Origin of the sequence: Inquilinus sp. NPDC058860 (genome assembly GCF_042743185.1) — a bacterium.
Classification (GTDB): domain Bacteria; phylum Pseudomonadota; class Alphaproteobacteria; order DSM-16000; family Inquilinaceae; genus Inquilinus.
The window spans coordinates 14668-30292 of sequence record NZ_JBHYMS010000028.1 but is presented as its reverse complement, the minus strand read 5'-3'; the positions used below and the strand labels follow the sequence as shown (position 1 = coordinate 30292).

Genomic DNA, 15625 nt, shown 5'->3' with positions numbered 1-15625 from the left:
GGCGTCAGGCGAAGGCCGACCAGTCGACGGCCCCGGACACGTAGCCGTAGCGCAGATTCGAGCGGGCCGGCCCGTTCCTCTCGTACTCCTCCTTGATCAGGGCGAAGCGGTCGCGGTCGGAACCGATGTCGCTGCGCCGGCCGATGTCGAAGTCGTAGAGCCTGGCATTGGTGCCGCCGAAGATCGCGGTCTTGACCGGGCCGTCGGCGGCGCCGAGCGGCTTGAACCCGTATTGCCTCTGCATGTCCTCGGGGATCTCCAGCCGGCGCAGCGCCTCGATCTGCCATTGCGGCGATCCGGTCCACACCGCATCGGTGCCCCAGACCACGCGGTCGTAGCCCATGCCGCGGCCCAGGATGCCCATCAGCGCCGCCGCCAGCCGCGGCTCGGCCACGACGCTCTGCGCGAAGAGCTGGCCGACATCGGCATAGACGTTGGTGACGCCGAACTTCTCCGGGATCTCGGCGAGATCGCTGACCCAGGAGACCCGGCCGGTCTCGGCGAATTCGCGCCAGCCGTCCTCGGCTCTCCCCCCGGCGGCATGGCGGTAGCCGGCGTGATAGATGACGAAGTTCAGCTGCGGCCAGTCCTTCGCCGCGCGGCCGACATCGCGGACATCGGCGTGGGCTAGGAGGTGAGGATAGCGCTCGGCCGTCGCCCGCGGGAACAGGCCCTTGTGCACGCAGACATTCTTGATGCCGTATTTCACGCACAGCTCGTAGGCCTTGTAGGTGACGGCCTCGTCATCCATGAACCAGGGGTGCCGGGCCTGGTCCTTGTTGGTGTTGTCGCCGACCGTATAGCCCTTGATCGATTCCGGCCGGCGCTGCAGCGACCCTTCGAGATGGTCCAGCCAGCCGTCCCATCCCGGCGTGAAGATCGCATGCGCGAACATGCGGCGCGCCCCGGCCTCCCGGTTCACCCGGTCGCGCGCGTCGATCATCATCTCGTTGGTCAGGAACCAGTCGCGCGGAATCTCCGACGGCGAGCTCGAGATCAGCGCCACCTTGGTGTCGCTGTCGAGGTAGATTTCCTTGAAGTAGTTGTTGAACTTGAGGTCCTCGAGCGTCTGCGGCTTGCCGATCAGGGCCGGGTTCCAGCCCGCCTTGCCCACCGCCTCGCGCGATCTGACGAAATTCTCCAGCCGGGTGTCGTCGCGCAGGAAATGCGTGTGCATGTCCATGATGAACTGGTCCTTCAGCGCGGCCGCGCGCTCTTCCGCCATGTCGGGCGTGGCGGCCTCGGCTCGGCTCGCGTCGAAGACCGCGCCGAAGGTCTCGTTCAGCGCCACGAAGCCGGCCGCCATGCCGGCCGCGCTCTGGAAGAAGGCCCGGCGCGACAGGCCCCGGCGGCCGCCGAGCTCGTCGGCCATGGCCAGGAGGCGCGCTTCGACCTCCTTCTGCCGCTCGCTCTGCGGCGGCGGCGTGTATTCGTCGCTGGAGACGATCTGCGTCGGGATCGGCGTCCGGTGCGGCAGCAGCTCCGACGGCACCAGCCCGGCGATCTCCTCTTCGGTCAGGAAGCCCATGATGTCCTCCGGTCTCGGGACAGGTCTTGGGCCTGTCGATCCGGCGCACCGGCGATCGACGGCCCGTGAACGGATCACGGTCGCTTTGATCCTACACGGCCGAACGGCTGTTTCCGTCGATCCCACCTGAATTATTTCCCACCACGGGGCCGTGGGCGTCAGTCCAGCCCGTCCGCCACCCGCTCCAGTGAATCGACGCGACCATTGACATCGACATATCCAGATGAATATATCGAACCAGGCAATCGGGCTCTCCCCGACGCGCCTCCCAGGCTGCGCTCCGGTCCGTCCCAAGCCCGACGCGTGGCCCAGCCTTTCGGGGCGGCGGTTCTTCCGCCGCCCTTTTTCTTGAACTGGCCACAACATACGCACTCCTGGAGATTGACTTCTCCTCTGGAGAGATCCGTCATTGCGAGCGTAGCGAAGCAATCCAGGGCCGTTTGGCGTGGCCCTTGGATTGCTTCGTCGGCTTCGCCTCCTCGCAATGACGGCAAGATGGCGAGTGGGTCACTATCCCGGGGACCGTATGATGGACCTCCACCCGATCCATACCGAGGATGATTACAACCGGGCACTCGGCGAGATCGCTCGGTACTTCAGGGCCCAACCAGAGCCTGGCACGCCGGACGGCGACCGCTTCGATGTCCTGTCCACCCTGATCGAGGACTACGAGGCGAAGCACTGGCTCATCACCGGCGTGTGAGATTGCCCATTGGTCTTGTCGACAAACTGCATTCCACCGGCCTATCATTCCGGCCTGACGGAGAGGCACGGAAGGACACGCCCTTGGCGCGGACGGCGAAGACACGGGAGCAGGATGCCGGCGAGGCACGGCCCCGCGGCGGCGGCGTCGCCAAGGTCTATGAGGCGCTGAAGCACGACATCCTCGACCTGGTGCTGGCCCCCGGCTCGGCCCTCGATGAGACCCGCATCGCCGAGCGCTTCGGCCTGTCGCGCACGCCGATCCGCGAGGCGCTGGTGCGGCTGGCCGCCGACGGGCTGGTCGCCACCCTGCCGAACCGCAACACCATCGTCGCGCCGATCGACTTCTCCACCCTGCCCGCCCATTTCGACGCGCTGACCCTGATGCACCGGGTCACCACCCGGCTGGCCGCGCAGCGCCGTACGGCCAAGGACCTGGAGGAGATCCGCACCCACCAGGGCGCCTTCGGCCAGGCCGTGGCGGCCGCCGACGCGATCGGCATGGCCGATGCCAACCGCGACTTCCACCTGGCGATCGCCCGCGCCGGCCGCAACCGCTACTACACCGAGCTGTTCGGCCGCCTCCTGGACGAGGGGCGGCGGCTGAACCGGATCTACTACGCCTCCTTCGACGACCACCTGCCGGCCGAGTTCGTGGCCGAGCACGAGGCCATCATCCAGGCCATCGCCGAGCGCGACGCCGACCGGGCCGACAGCCTGGCCCGCGCCCATGCCGGGCAGGTGGTGCGGCAGATCCAGGGTTTTTTGGCCAGCGGCGTGGCCGGCGACGTCGCCCTCGGCCCCGCGGCCGAGGCGGCCCAGCCTCAGCTTCCGGCCTGAGATGGCCGGCATCGCCATCATCGGCGGCGGCGTGATCGGCTGCGCGACGGCGGCCTGGCTGGCGGCCGACGGGCACGAGGTCACGGTCTATGAGCGCCGGCCGGAGGACCGCCACGCCTCCGCCGGCAATGCCGGCCTGCTGGCCTTCCCCGAGATCACGCCGCTGGCCCGTCCGGGCGTCCTGAGATCGGTGCCGCGCTGGCTGATGGACCCGCTGGGCCCCCTCGCCCTGCGCTGGCGCGACCTGCCGGCGCTGACCCCCTGGCTGCTGCGCTTCCTGGCCGCGGCCCGGGCGGAGCAGGTGGAGCGGTCGACCGCGGCGCTGGGCGGGCTGATGCGCGGCGCCCTCGACGACCATCACGAGCTGGCCCGCCGTGCCGGCCTGTCGGGCCATCTGCGCCAGACCGGGGCGATCGACGTCTACGACAGCGAGGCCAGCTTCCGCGCCGCCCTGCCGGAATGGGAGCTGCGCCGGCGCCTCGGCGGCCATGAGTTCGAGCCGCTGACGCCGGACCAAGCCCGGGCCCTGGTGCCGGACCTGACCGGCGGCTTCGCCCGCGCCGTGCTGTGCCGGGCCTATTGGATGGTCGACAGCCCGCTCGGCGTGCTGCAGGGGCTGCGCCGCGGCCTGGGCGACCGGCTGGTTGCGGGCGCCGTGGCCGCGGTCGAGCCGGGCGCCGACGGCGTTTCCGTCCGGCTGGCCGGCGGCACCGCCCGGACTTTCGACCAGGCGGTGGTGGCCGCCGGAGTCTGGTCGCGCGAGATCGTGCGCGGCCTCGGCCTGAAGGTGCCGCTGGAGACCGAGCGCGGCTACAACACCACGATTCCGGAGGCGCCGCTGCGCCTGCCGATGCCGGTGGTCTTCGCCGATCACGGCTTCGTCGCCTCGCCCCTCTCCGACGGCCTCCGGATCGGCGGGGCGGTGGAGCTGGCGGCCGTGGACGCGCCGGCCAACCTGGCCCGCGCCCGGGCGCTGCGGCACAAGGCCCGGCGCTACCTGCCGGCGATCCCGGAGACCGGCGGCACCGAGTGGATGGGCCGCCGCCCGTCCACCCCCGACAGCCTGCCGGTGATCGGCCCGCATCCGCGCGACAAGCGCATCGTCTTCGCCTTCGGCCACGGCCATCTCGGCCTGACCCTGTCGGCCACCACCGCCCGCCTCGCCGCCGGCCTGCTGTCGGGCAGCCCGGCCCCCGCCGCCTTCGGTATCGAACGCTTCCAGTGAGCACGCCATGAGCAAGAGCAGCTTCTTCTGCATCGACGCCCACACCTGCGGCAACCCGGTCCGCGTCGTCGCCGGCGGCGCCCCACCGCTGAAGGGGGCGACCATGAGCGAGAAGCGCCAGCACTTCATCGCCGAATACGACTGGATCCGCACCGGGCTGATGTTCGAGCCGCGCGGCCACGACGTGATGTCGGGGTCGATCCTCTATGCGCCGACCCGGGACGATTCCGACGCCGCCATCCTGTTCATCGAGACCTCCGGCTGCCTGCCGATGTGCGGCCACGGCACCATCGGCACGGTGACGGTGATGGTCGAAGAGGGTCTGGTGCGGCCGCGACAGCCGGGCCGGCTGCGGCTGGAGGTGCCCGCCGGCATCGTCGATGCGGAGTACGAGCAGGACGCGGCCGGCCACGTCACCTCGGTGCGCATCCGCAACGTCCCCTCCTTCCTCTATAAGGAGAAGCTGGAGTTCGAGGTGCCGGGCTTCGGCCCGCTGGTGGCCGACATCGCCTATGGCGGCAACTTCTACGCCATCATCGAGCCGCAGCCGGGCTATGCCGACCTGGAGGACCTGTCGGCCGGCGAGATCCAGCGCCTGTCGCCGATCGTCCGCCGGGTGGTGAACGAGCGCTTCGACATGGTGCATCCGGAGGACCCGACCATCCGCGGCCTGCGCCATGTGCAGTGGACCGGCCGGCCGAAGCACCCGGAGGCCCATGCGCGCAACGCCGTGTTCTACGGCGAGAAGGCGATCGACCGGTCGCCCTGCGGCACCGGCACCTCGGCCCGCATGGCCCAGCTGGCGGCGCGCGGCGAGCTCAAGACCGGCGACGCCTTCGTGCATGAGAGCATCATCGGCAGCCTGTTCCACGGCCGGGTCGAGGGCACCGCCAAGGTGGGACCGTATGACGCGATCATCCCGTCGATCGCCGGCCAGGCCTGGCTGACCGGCTACAACACCATCTTCCTGGACGACCGCGACCCCTTCGTCCGCGGCTTCACGGTCATGTGACGCCAGGGTCATGTGAAGGGGGGCCTGCCGCGGCTATGGTGTCCACGAGACGAGTCGCGGGAGGTGGGGAATGATCGACCGGGTGCTTCTGATCGGGGCCGGGCTGCACGGCATGGTGGCGGTGGCGATGGGCGCCTTCGCCGCGCACGGCATGGCCGCGGCGGCGCCGGAGCGGCTGGGCTGGGTGCACACCGGGGCGCAGTACCAGCTGGTCCATGCCGCCGCCCTGCTGGCCCTGGCCCTGCTGGGGGCGGCGGGGCCGCTGCGCTGGGCCGGCTGGGCCTTCCTGGCCGGCGCCGCGATCTTCTCCGGCACGCTGTATCTGATGGCCTTCGGCGCGCCGCGCTGGTTCGGCGCCATCACGCCGATCGGCGGCGTGGCTCTGATCCTGGGCTGGGCCCTGGCCGTGATGGCCGCCTTCCGCCTGGCGGAAAGCTGAGGCCGGAACCATTGGCCGCGGCCGCCGCCCGCGCTAGGCTCCGATCATGGCTGACCTCGACCTCGACGCGCGCGACCTGATCTGCCCGATGCCGGTCCTGAAGGCGCGCAAGGCGCTGCAGGGTCTGGCGCCGGGCCAGGTGCTGGACGTGCTGGCCACCGACGCCGCCGCGCGCAAGGACTTCCCGGCCTTCTGCGACGCCACCGGCCATGTCCTGGTCGCGGTGGCCGACGAGGCCGACGGCGTCACCCGCTACAGCATCCGCAAGGCTGGATAAGGCATCGGCATGGACACGCTGCTCTTCACCCACCCGGCCTGCATCGGCCACGACACCGGCCCCGGCCATCCCGAGCGGCCGGACCGGCTGCGGGCGGTGCTGACGGCGCTGGAGGATGAGAACTTCGCCCTGCTGCAGCGGCGCGAGGCGCCGGAGGCGACGATCGAGCAGATCGCCCGCGCCCATCCCGAGGGCTTCGTCCGCCGCCTGCTGGCCGCCGTTCCCTCCGAGGGGCTGCAGCCGATCGACGCCGACACCGTGCTGTCGCCGGGGTCGGGCGCCGCCGCGCTGCGCGCCGCGGGCGCCGGCTGCGCCGCCGTCGACGCGGTGCTGGCGGGCGAGGCGCGCAACGCCTTCTGCGCCGTGCGGCCGCCCGGCCACCATGCCGAGACCGCACGGGCCATGGGCTTCTGCCTGTTCAACAGCGTCGCCGTCGCCGCCATGCATGCCCGGCTGGCGCATGGGCTTGGCCGGATCGCGGTGGTCGATTTCGATGTCCATCACGGCAACGGCACCCAGGACATCTTCTGGTCCGAGCCCGACCTGTTCTACGCCTCGACCCACCAGTCGCCGCTCTACCCCGGCACCGGGTCGGAGGACGAGACCGGCATCGCCGGCAACATCCTCAACGCGCCGCTGCCGCCGATGTCCGGCGGCGTCGAGTTCCGCCGGGCGATGGAGCGGATCGTGCTGCCGGCGGTCGACGGTTTCGCGCCGGAGCTGCTGCTGATCTCGGCCGGCTTCGACGCCCATGCCCGCGACCCGCTGGCCCATCTCGAGCTCAACGAGGGCGATTTCGCCTGGGCGACGCAGGAGCTGATGCGCCTGGCCGACCGGCATTGCGACGGCCGCGTCGTCTCGACCCTCGAGGGCGGCTACGACCTGCGCGCCCTGGCCCTCTCCGCCGCCGCCCATGTGCACACGCTGATGACCGGCTGATGCGGCGGCATGTTGCAATGCAACATTCGCGCCCCATCTAACCGGGCGCGTGTTATGTTGCACCGCAACATGACCTGAGCGACCGGAAGGAAACGCCGCATCACCCGCGAGGTCCATGATGTGGCCCTATACCATGCCTGAAGCCGACTACCTGGCCGTCCCCCCGGCGCCGGACGAGACCGCGCCGCGCGGGGAGCTTGCCGCCCGCACCCTGGCGATGCCGGCGCATGCCAACCCGTCCGGCGACATCTTCGGCGGCTGGATCATGTCGATGATGGACGAAGCCGGGGCGATGACGGCGATGAAGCACGCCCGGTCCCGGGTGGTCACCGTCGCCGCCACCAACATGGCCTTCATCCATCCGGTCAAGGTCGGCGACGTCGTCTGCTGCTACACCGAGGTGGTGCGGATCGGCCGCAGCTCGATCACCCTGAGCATCGAGGTCTGGGTGCTGCGCTCCGGCCTGGGCGAGCGGATGATGGTGACCTCCGCCGAGTTCACCTTCGTCGCACTCGACGAAGCCGGCAAGCCGCGCCCGATCCGCTGATCCCTATCGCGCCGGCTCAGTCCAGCGCCGCCGCGATCTCGGCCCATTCCTGCTCGAGGCTGGCGGAGGACATCGGCTTGCCGGCGCGGCGGTACCAGTAGCCGGCGTTGCCGAGGTCGCCTTCCTTGCGGTGCAGATAGGCATGGGCCCAGGCGGCGTCGGCGCCGTCCTCGGAATCGACGCAGCCATGCGCCCGGTCCCAGTCGCCCTTGGCGTCCCACCACAGCGCGGCGAGCGGCGGCGACAGGGTCGCGGGCGGCCGATCCTGGTCCAGGGTGCGTCTGAGGGCGGAGACATCCATCGGTCGTCCTCCCGGATGGCAAGGGGCGCGGCGCCCCGGTGGCGGGATCTCCGCACAGTCCGCCCTGCGACACAAGCCGGAGATGGCGCGACCGGAATCGCGACGAGGGCGGAATCGAAAACGAGGGGCGAAGGCCCCTCGTCTCATCATCCATCGTACCGATCGGGTCCGGAGCCGAACGGCCCCGGCGCGCCGGATCAGTAGCCCTGGATCTGCATCCGCTTGCGCAGCGCCTTGCGCTGGCGGCGGACGGCTTCGGCTTCCTCGCGGATGCGGCGCTCGGACGGCTTCTCGTAGCTCCGACGCTGCTTCATCTCGCGAAAGATGCCTTCGCGCTGCATACGCTTCTTGAGGACGCGCAGCGCCTGGTCGATGTTGTTGTCGCGGACGAGCACCTGCATCGGGCAAAGGCCTTTCACTGAAAGATCGGGCGGGGTTACGCCTTTCAGCCGAGAATGTCGAGAACGATTCGACGAATCTCGGCGCGGGACAGCTCTGCCTTGTGCGCCGGCTGCCGCAGCGGGGTGGTTGCCAGCCGCGGCGTCGGACGACGCCGACGGCGGGGCATGGTCTGTACGGTCTTCATCTTCTGAGTCTTTACGGTTCGGGCCCTTGGGGCCTCGTTGCAGTCAATATCGCTTGAAGCCGCGAGGCACGGACCATCGGCCCGCCTGTCGCGGCGCAAAGCACGATCGACAGGCGGAATGCCTGCCTCATCGCTCGGATCATGGTTGGGAGGGGGATCCGGGCGCGTTCATCGGAACGGCGGCGCGGATCGTGTCGAAACCGATCTCGGACCTTCATATGGGGCAATCGCGCCCGGTTTGCAAGCCGCCGATGAAAAACAGCCGACCGGCGGAGGTGACAGCGGCCCGTTTCGTTCCCACATCGAAATCATCTCGGCGGCTGGCATTGGGGGGCGAAATGCGCTTCGGCATCGTCGGATTCGGCCTGGTCTTCACCCTGCTCCTGCCCACGGCGCCCGCGGCGGCCCAGGACCAGCCGGTCGATCTCGAGCTGGTGCTCGCGGTCGACGTCTCGCGCTCGATGGACGACGACGAGCAGGCGCTGCAGCGCGACGGCTATGTCGGCGCCCTCACCCATCCCGAGGTGATCGACGCCATCACCTCCGGCGTCCACGGCCGCATCGCCATCACCTATGTCGAATGGGCCGGCGCCAATTCCCAGGCCGTGATCCTGCCCTGGCGGCTGATCGACGGCGCCGCGGCGGCGCGCACGGCGGCGGCCGACCTGTCCGAGACCTTCGGCACGGTGATGCGGCGGGGCACCTCGATCTCCGGCGCGCTCCTGTTCTCCGCCGGGCTGTTCGACAACAACGGCTTCGAGGGTCTCCGCCGCACCATCGACATCTCCGGCGACGGGCCGAACAACGCCGGCTGGCCGGTGGCCGGCCCGCGCGAGATGGCGCTGGCGAAGGGCATCACCATCAACGGCCTGCCGATCATCCTGAAGCGCGGCGGCTTCGGCGGCCTGCCGGAGCCGGAGATGCTCGACGCCTATTACCGCGACTGCGTGATCGGCGGTCCCGGCGCCTTCACCGTGCCGGTGCGCAGCACGGCGCAATTCGCCGACGCGATCCGGCGCAAGCTGGTGCTGGAGATCGCCGGCAAGGCTCCGGAGGCGGTCCCCGTCGCCTTCGTCCCGGCCCAGGCCGGCGGCACCGACTGCATGATCGGCGAGAAGACCCGGCCCCGCTGGCTGGACCAGGACCAGCGCTGAGCCATGAAAAAGGCTCCCTCCCGAGGACCGGGAGGGAGCCGGTGACGCCGGTCCGTGCCGGCGACCCTGAGTGCCGGTCAGCGGCCGCCGCCGCCCAGCGACTGCAGCACGGTCAGCAGCGAGGTCAGGTTGTCGGCGACGCCGCTCTGACCGACCTTCTCGGTGGCGCCGGCGCCGGCCATCGTGTCCATGCTGTAGATCTGCATCACGCCCTGGTTCACGGCCGCCTGGGCCAGCGTGTTCTGCTGCTGCTGCTGCGCGACCGCGTTCTCGAACAGGATGCCGGTCGAATGCGCCATGGTCTGGAACAGCGTGCCCATCGCCATGGCCGGGGCTTCGCCCACGACCTTGACGTTGGACTGGGTGACGGCGTCGGTGACCATGGGATTGACGGTGACGGGATCTGCCATGTCCATACTCCTCGGGTTGACCTCGCGAAGGCGACGCCTCCACGCATAGGAAAGGACGCCGGGGCCGGGCGGTTGTGAAACCGGCCCGAGAAAGTATTCGCGGACCCGGTCACCGCATCGGCCGGCCGCGCGGCTCGGCCGGCGGCTGCGGCGCCGCCCTCGCGCTGTTGACGATCCCGGTCAGCTGCGCCCGCAGCGGCGCCAGCCGCTCGTCCACGCGCCGCTCGACCTCGCGTTCGATCACCCGGCGCAGGGCCTCGGTGATCTGCGGCAGCAGGAACTGCTGCTTCGGCGACAGCAGGGCCGGCACAGCCGCAGCCGCAGGCTCGGCGGCCTGGGCGGGTGCCGGCGGGGCGGCCGCCTGCAGCTGCGACAGGACGCCGCCGCCGGAGCGGGCGATCGCCTCCAGCGCGCCCGGGTCGCTGAACAGGGCGACCAGGGCGTCGTTCTCATCCGCCAGCGACCGGGTCAGCCGGCGGGCGGTGGCGGTGATCGCCTCGATCACCTGCCGGGTGGCGGCGAGATCCTCCCGGGTCTCGGCCGCCACCTCCTTCTGGCGTTCGGTGGTGCCGGCCGCGCGGGCCAGCAGGCCGGGCAGGAAACGGCGAAGCCCGCCGTAATCCGCCTGGGCCGAGTCGACCTCGGCCCCGGACCGGACCAGGCGGGCCAGCAGGCCGTCCGCCCCGGTGGCCGCCCCGGTGGCGGCCTCGCGGGGGGCGTCAGCGCCGGCGGCCCCGGAATCGCCCTTTGCATCGGTCATCGCATCTCTCCTCACCCCGGAAGAACTCGTCGGCCTCGCCGGCCGGAAACGGCCGGCCGCATTGCTCGCAGCAGGGGATCGCGGCGCCGGCGCCTTCGGCGGCCACAGCGCCGCTTTCCACCGCGACCACGTCGGCGGCGAGGCGCAGAGCGGACTGCGCCCGTGTCAGGTGCTGCACCAGGGGCGGGTACCATCCGGTTCCGGCGCGCGGCCGCTCGGCATCGGTCAGCGCCGAGGCCCATTGCCGCAGATAATTGGCCAGCACCACGTCCAGCTCCTCGCGGATGTAGTCGACGTCGCGGTCCATCGGATGTCCTTTCGCTTGGCCCGGATGGCGGCGGCGGTCAGCTGCGGCCGAGCGTACCCAGCAGCACGGCCGCCCGCTGGAGGGCCCTGATCTGGTCGTCGGTGAGGCCGGGTGCCCGCTCCCGGCCGGGCTCGGCCGGGGTCCCGCCGTCGGGCGCCGGGGGCGCATCGGCGGTGGGCTCCGGGGCCGCATCGGCCGGGGCAACGGGCATCGAGGCCGAGCCGAGCGGAGCAAGGGCGGGCACCGCGCCCGAACCGCCCGAACCGACGGCCGGTTCGGGCGCGGCCGTAAGGGACGCGTTCGCGCGGATCCCGGCCGAGAGGTTGGTCCGAGCCAGCATCGTCCGCATGCCGATGGGCTGCGTCTCGCCGGGCTGAAGCCCCTCGTAGCTCACCTTCCGGTCCGGCACGAAGCTGAGGGAGCCGTCCTGGACGACCGGCAGGAAGCTGCTGTTGGCGATGCGACGCCGGGCCGCGTCGCTAGCGTAATCCTCCTTGGCATTGCCGATCGCCACCGGCCCGAAGACCGGCTGCCCCTGGGGCGACACGAAGCCGGCCGCCGCGACCTGCACCAGGTTCCGCAGCACCGTCGCATCGCCGGTGGCGACCTCGTCGACGACCACCCGCGGATAGAAGATGTTGGAATCCATGTCGAAGTAGTAGAGATCTTCCATCCGGCTCAGATACGTCCCGCCGAAGGACGACCGCAGGGTGCGGCCGTCCGGCGCGACAGCGGTGCCGTTCACGGCCGAGATCCTGTCGATGACGGCGCCGTCCGGCTCCGCCCGGCACATGTAGCAGGGCTGGAAGGAGCTCAAGAACATCAGGCTCGAGGCGTCCTGCTCCTGGGCCAGGAAGCGCGTGCGGATGCCCAGCACCTCTGCCGGCTCGACCGTCGGCGTGTCCGGCCGATCGGACTTTGTCAGCGCGCTGATGTACTGGACCACGGAGCTGTCCGGCGCCCAATCGCCCGCGCGGCAGACGACATTCATGAACGAGACCACCCGCGTCTCGGCATGGGCGATCCGGCTGCGCTTCTTCTCGTTCAGCACCAGCAGCGCCAGCTGGAGCTTCGCCGGGGTCTGGATCGCCAGCGCCGCAGCGATGTTGTAGCCGCGTGTCTGGTGCCCCCTGTCCCATTGATCGGCCAGCAGCGCCAGCACCTGGCGCATGGCGGAATCCTGATCGCCGAGATCCTTGTCGCCGAACACGTCGCGGTACTTCTCACCGAACGACTTGACGTTCCCGAAGACGTTGGCGACGAAGATCCGGTCGATGAAGTCGACGAAATCGCGCTGCACCTGGATCTGGTGGACGAAGGCCGGCTGCAGGTAGGCGTAGTCGCGGATCGCGGTGCTTTCGGTGATCCGGAACACGCCGGACTTGCCGATCTCGCTGTCGCCGCTGCGCAGGTCCAGGCTCAGGTCGAAGGTGCCGGGCCTCGTACCGCCGGCCACGAGCTGGATCCGCCGCGACGACTTGCGCTGCAGCATCATCTTGTCGTTGTTGATGTAGAGGAACGGCAGGGATTCATAGGCGATCGAGTTCCAGATCGGAACCGCCACGTCGATGATCACATGCCCGGCCTCCTTCGCCGCGGCGGCCAGGTAGCTCAGCGCGGCGGGCAGCAGATAGAGGTCGTCCTTCGGCGCGCGGGGCGGGATCCAGGCGTTGGTGGTGCCGTTGATCTTCGCATCGGCGACATCGACGCTGTACAGGTAGAAGTCCTTGGCGTCGGTCAGGTCGGCCTTGTAGGTGGGGTAGCTCAGCTCCGGGATCGCCAGCGCGTAGGTGCGGTCGCCGGGCAGGCCGCTGCCCCACAGATAGGCTCCGAAGGTCGTCATCGCAGAGTTCCTTGTGCTGTGAGCCCGGCGCGGACGCGTCCGGGGCGCTAGGACAGGTCGCCGATGAAGGTCTGGGCGCCGGTGCCGGCGGTGCTGCTGACCGTGCCGAGCACCCCGACGGCGGCGGCGACCATGGCCTGCGCCGCCGCCAGGACGGGCGCCTCGGTCGCCGCCGCCTCGGGATTCTCGGCCATCTTCTTCGCGGCCACGGCCTGGACCGCGAGCGCGATCTGCATGATCCCGTTCATGTAGCTGGTGGCGTCCTGCACCGCGAGGCCGGCCGCCTCGGTCACCATCACCTCGGGCGGGCCTTGCACCAGCTGCGGCAGCGCCGCGGCGTTCTGCTGGTTGGCAAAGCCCACCGCCTGGACGATCTGCTGGTTCAGCGCCGCGGTCGAGACCGGCGGGGGCGGCGGTGACGGGGCCGCGGGAGGCGATGGCGGCGGCGGGGCCGGCGCGGCGTCCGGCTGCGCCTCGGGCGCGGCGGCCCCGGCGGCCTGCGGCTGGGGCCCGGGGCGGGAGCGGAAGGGGTTCAGCGGCATGGTCCGGCCTCCCGCCTACGCCTTCGCCGCCACGTCCATGATCAGCTGGCAGGCCTTGGAGACGATGGCCGTGGTGATCTGGTTCATCGCCTGCTGGCTCTGCACCGCGTTCTGGACCGACAGGCCGGAGGCGTGGCTGACCACCTGGTACAGCGCGGCGATGGCCTGGGCCGGCGCCTCTGCCACCACCTTCACATTGGTCTGGGTGACCGCATCGGTGATCTGGGGATTGACGGTGTCAGCCATGGTCGTGCCCTGCCGTTCTCGCCGTGGAAGCCTTGCCCTTAGAGACGTCCGGCCTTGCCCGGTGTGAACCATTTTTCCGGGGGGCGCGCCGATGCACCTCCGCCGCCGCGTCGCGCAGCCGTTCGCGCAGGAACTGCACGCGCTTGCGCGCCAGCGGCTGCGAGATGTTCAAGGATTCGGCGATGTCCTTGTAGGACCGCTCCTCGCAGAAGCGCATGCGGAACAGGATTCGATAGGAGGGCGACAGGACTTCGACCGCCGCGAGCACCGCCTTCAGCGTCTCCTGCAGCGGCAGCAGCTGCTCCGGATCGGGCCCGTCATGCGCCGGCTGGTCGAAATGATCGGCATAGACATCGACATGAAAATCGTGGATCTGCCGCTCATTCCGGCGGCGCCGGCAATGGCTGATGAATTCATTGTTCAGGGCGAACATAAAGAATGCCCGCGGTTCGCGAATGACTGTGTGGTTTCGACGGACATGGCTGACGGTCTTGATGATGGTCGAGGACAATATTTCCTCTGCGTCATCGATATTGCCATTGGTCAATCGGATGGCGCGTCGGCGAAGAATGGTCGTATTGCTAATCCAACTATCCCAAATATCCGGGGCGGCCGCGCCCATTCCGTCCGGCGACACGACGTCACGGTCGGTCATATCTCCTCCTGAAATCTCCAGAGGCCTAGGGCCTGGAATTCGGAGGGATCGACGCGGGAGCCGGCTGTTTGTGAAAAACGGTTCGGCGATTCGCAATATTAATTCCGGAAATCGATTATATTTTAGGAAAATTTTTAATCTGAAATAGAACTGTCTTCACGAATTACATGAGATTGCCCACGGGACGTGAAATCAATTTAAGAATCCATGAGGATCGATGGCGCGCCGGACGGAATGAAACAAAGAGTCCTGCAAAACCGAATCGGGCGTACGGCCGCATTCCGCTTCGGTTTGCCAAGCGACGGCCTGATTTGTCTCTGACAATCCCGGTGATAAAATAAGAAATTACTTGGAATAACCACCACCGAACCGGCGGACCGAGGAGACGCCCCATGGCGAAGCCGGAGCCGGGCTGGGGCGCGCTGTTCTCGGGCGCCAACGCCGTCCGGTCGCCGACGCTGGCCGGCGGCACGGCGCTGCGCGTCGGTCGCGCGCGGCCGGCGGGCCGGCAGGAGCCCGTGTCAGCGGCGCTGTCCTACCCCTCGACCACCAGCCGGTAGCCGACCCCGGCCTCGGTCGCGATCAGCCGCGGCCGGGCCGGGTCGTCGCCCAGCTTCTGGCGCAGCTGGCCGACATAGACGCGCAGATACTGCATCGCGTCGATATGCGCCGGTCCCCAGACCTCGCGCAGGATCTTCTGGTGCGTCACCACCCGGCCGTGATGGGCGGCCAAGAGGCGCAGGATCTCGAACTCCTTCTTCGACAGCCGGATCTCCCGCCCCTCGAACCGCACCCGGCGGTGCGGCACGTCGACCGTCAGCGGCCCGGCCTCGATCACCGCCTCGGCCGCCCCCTCCTCCGCCCCGCCGCGGCGCAGGGCGGCGCGCAGCCGGGCGGTCAGCTCGGCGATGCCGAAGGGCTTGGTGACGTAGTCGTTGGCGCCGCGGTCCAGCGCCTCCACCTTCTCCGCCTCGCCGGCGCGGACCGACAGCACGATCACCGGCACCGCCGACAGCTCGCGGATCCGGCTCAGCACCTGCTGGCCGTCGATGTCGGGCAGGCCGAGATCGAGGATCACCAGGTCGGGCCGGTCCTGCATCACCCGCTCCAGCCCCTCGGCGCCGTTCGCCGCCTCGATCGTGGCATAGCCGTCGGCCGCCAGGCTGATCTTGAGGAAGCGGCGGATCTGCGGCTCGTCGTCGATGATCAGGATGCGCGGGGTGGCCTGTGTCGTGTTCGACATGCTCACACCCTCGTAGGTTGGGTTCGCCCTTGCGAACCCGACAATGGCCCGGGCTGCACAATGTTGGGT

General features: G+C 69.7%; 22 protein-coding genes. 10 read left to right on the top strand and 12 right to left on the bottom strand.

Annotation, left to right across the window (positions count from 1 at the left end):
* Positions 1-4: 4 nt before the first annotated feature.
* Positions 5-1528, bottom strand: coding sequence for an amidohydrolase family protein (locus ACFW16_RS19750; protein ID WP_380308103.1), 1524 nt, complete (start codon positions 1526-1528; stop codon positions 5-7).
* A gap of 529 nt (positions 1529-2057) precedes the next feature.
* On the opposite strand from ACFW16_RS19750, the gene ACFW16_RS19745 reads away from it, so the two are divergent.
* The 8 genes from ACFW16_RS19745 to ACFW16_RS19710 all read left to right on the top strand — a co-directional run bounded on the left by ACFW16_RS19745 (position 2058) and on the right by ACFW16_RS19710 (position 7509).
* Complete coding sequence (locus ACFW16_RS19745; RefSeq protein WP_380308101.1) at positions 2058-2231, top strand: hypothetical protein; 174 nt, start codon at positions 2058-2060, stop codon at positions 2229-2231.
* Between the two features lie 83 nt (positions 2232-2314).
* Positions 2315-3070 (top strand): GntR family transcriptional regulator, encoded by a 756-nt coding sequence (locus ACFW16_RS19740; protein WP_380308099.1) that lies wholly within the window; start codon positions 2315-2317, stop codon positions 3068-3070.
* Between the two features lies 1 nt (position 3071).
* Complete coding sequence (locus tag ACFW16_RS19735; RefSeq protein WP_380308097.1) at positions 3072-4295, top strand: NAD(P)/FAD-dependent oxidoreductase; 1224 nt, start codon at positions 3072-3074, stop codon at positions 4293-4295.
* Between the two features lie 7 nt (positions 4296-4302).
* Positions 4303-5307 carry a 4-hydroxyproline epimerase gene (locus ACFW16_RS19730; RefSeq protein ID WP_380308095.1) on the top strand — a complete coding sequence of 335 codons (1005 nt, stop codon included), beginning with the start codon at positions 4303-4305 and terminating at the stop codon, positions 5305-5307.
* Positions 5308-5377: 70 nt separating this feature from the next.
* Entirely contained in the window at positions 5378-5746 is a 369-nt protein-coding gene (locus ACFW16_RS19725; RefSeq protein ID WP_380308093.1) for a DUF423 domain-containing protein, read from the top strand.
* A gap of 46 nt (positions 5747-5792) precedes the next feature.
* Complete coding sequence (locus ACFW16_RS19720) at positions 5793-6023, top strand: sulfurtransferase TusA family protein (protein ID WP_342241687.1); 231 nt, start codon at positions 5793-5795, stop codon at positions 6021-6023.
* 9 nt (positions 6024-6032) lie between these two features.
* Entirely contained in the window at positions 6033-6962 is a 930-nt protein-coding gene (locus ACFW16_RS19715; RefSeq protein WP_380308091.1) for a histone deacetylase family protein, read from the top strand.
* A 133-nt stretch (positions 6963-7095) separates the two neighbouring features.
* The gene (locus ACFW16_RS19710; RefSeq protein WP_380308089.1) at positions 7096-7509 is read left to right on the top strand and encodes an acyl-CoA thioesterase; all 414 of its coding nucleotides are present in this window, start codon (positions 7096-7098) and stop codon (positions 7507-7509) included.
* Positions 7510-7525: 16 nt separating this feature from the next.
* On the opposite strand, the gene ACFW16_RS19705 is transcribed toward ACFW16_RS19710, so the two are convergent.
* The 3 genes from ACFW16_RS19705 to ACFW16_RS19695 all read right to left on the bottom strand — a co-directional run bounded on the left by ACFW16_RS19705 (position 7526) and on the right by ACFW16_RS19695 (position 8396).
* Positions 7526-7810: a hypothetical protein gene (locus ACFW16_RS19705; RefSeq protein WP_380308087.1), complete on the bottom strand. Its 285-nt coding sequence runs from the start codon at positions 7808-7810 to the stop codon at positions 7526-7528.
* Between the two features lie 197 nt (positions 7811-8007).
* Positions 8008-8211 (bottom strand): 30S ribosomal protein S21, encoded by a 204-nt coding sequence (gene rpsU, locus ACFW16_RS19700; protein ID WP_380308085.1) that lies wholly within the window; start codon positions 8209-8211, stop codon positions 8008-8010.
* A gap of 44 nt (positions 8212-8255) precedes the next feature.
* Positions 8256-8396 carry a hypothetical protein gene (locus ACFW16_RS19695; RefSeq protein ID WP_380308083.1) on the bottom strand — a complete coding sequence of 47 codons (141 nt, stop codon included), beginning with the start codon at positions 8394-8396 and terminating at the stop codon, positions 8256-8258.
* A 338-nt stretch (positions 8397-8734) separates the two neighbouring features.
* Here ACFW16_RS19695 and ACFW16_RS19690 point away from each other — a divergent pair, with 338 nt between their 5' ends.
* Positions 8735-9550 (top strand): DUF1194 domain-containing protein, encoded by an 816-nt coding sequence (locus ACFW16_RS19690; RefSeq protein ID WP_380308081.1) that lies wholly within the window; start codon positions 8735-8737, stop codon positions 9548-9550.
* A 77-nt stretch (positions 9551-9627) separates the two neighbouring features.
* Here ACFW16_RS19690 and ACFW16_RS19685 read toward each other — a convergent pair whose 3' ends face one another.
* The 7 genes from ACFW16_RS19685 to ACFW16_RS19655 form a co-directional block, all read right to left on the bottom strand.
* Complete coding sequence (locus ACFW16_RS19685; RefSeq protein ID WP_380308079.1) at positions 9628-9960, bottom strand: RebB family R body protein; 333 nt, start codon at positions 9958-9960, stop codon at positions 9628-9630.
* Between the two features lie 109 nt (positions 9961-10069).
* Positions 10070-10720: a hypothetical protein gene (locus ACFW16_RS19680; protein ID WP_380308077.1), complete on the bottom strand. Its 651-nt coding sequence runs from the start codon at positions 10718-10720 to the stop codon at positions 10070-10072.
* Positions 10680-11027, bottom strand: a complete 348-nt coding sequence (locus ACFW16_RS19675) for a hypothetical protein (protein ID WP_380308075.1) — start codon at positions 11025-11027, stop codon at positions 10680-10682. The genes ACFW16_RS19680 and ACFW16_RS19675 overlap by 41 nt, the downstream gene beginning before the upstream one ends.
* Before the next feature lie 37 nt (positions 11028-11064).
* Positions 11065-12870, bottom strand: a complete 1806-nt coding sequence (locus ACFW16_RS19670; protein ID WP_380308073.1) for a hypothetical protein — start codon at positions 12868-12870, stop codon at positions 11065-11067.
* Positions 12871-12917: 47 nt separating this feature from the next.
* Positions 12918-13412, bottom strand: a complete 495-nt coding sequence (locus ACFW16_RS19665; protein ID WP_380308071.1) for a hypothetical protein — start codon at positions 13410-13412, stop codon at positions 12918-12920.
* A gap of 15 nt (positions 13413-13427) precedes the next feature.
* On the bottom strand, positions 13428-13658 hold the full coding sequence (locus tag ACFW16_RS19660; RefSeq protein WP_088153138.1) for a RebB family R body protein: 231 nt from the start codon (positions 13656-13658) through the stop codon (positions 13428-13430).
* Positions 13651-14313, bottom strand: a complete 663-nt coding sequence (locus tag ACFW16_RS19655) for an RNA polymerase sigma factor (protein WP_380308070.1) — start codon at positions 14311-14313, stop codon at positions 13651-13653. Before ACFW16_RS19655 ends, ACFW16_RS19660 begins: the two co-directional genes overlap by 8 nt.
* 392 nt (positions 14314-14705) lie before the next feature.
* Here ACFW16_RS19655 and ACFW16_RS19650 point away from each other — a divergent pair, with 392 nt between their 5' ends.
* The gene (locus tag ACFW16_RS19650) at positions 14706-14873 is read left to right on the top strand and encodes a hypothetical protein (RefSeq protein ID WP_380308068.1); all 168 of its coding nucleotides are present in this window, start codon (positions 14706-14708) and stop codon (positions 14871-14873) included.
* On the opposite strand, the gene ACFW16_RS19645 is transcribed toward ACFW16_RS19650, so the two are convergent.
* Positions 14849-15556: a response regulator gene (locus ACFW16_RS19645; RefSeq protein ID WP_380308066.1), complete on the bottom strand. Its 708-nt coding sequence runs from the start codon at positions 15554-15556 to the stop codon at positions 14849-14851. The two genes, ACFW16_RS19650 and ACFW16_RS19645, sit on opposite strands and share 25 nt — an antisense overlap.
* Positions 15557-15625 lie beyond the last annotated feature (69 nt).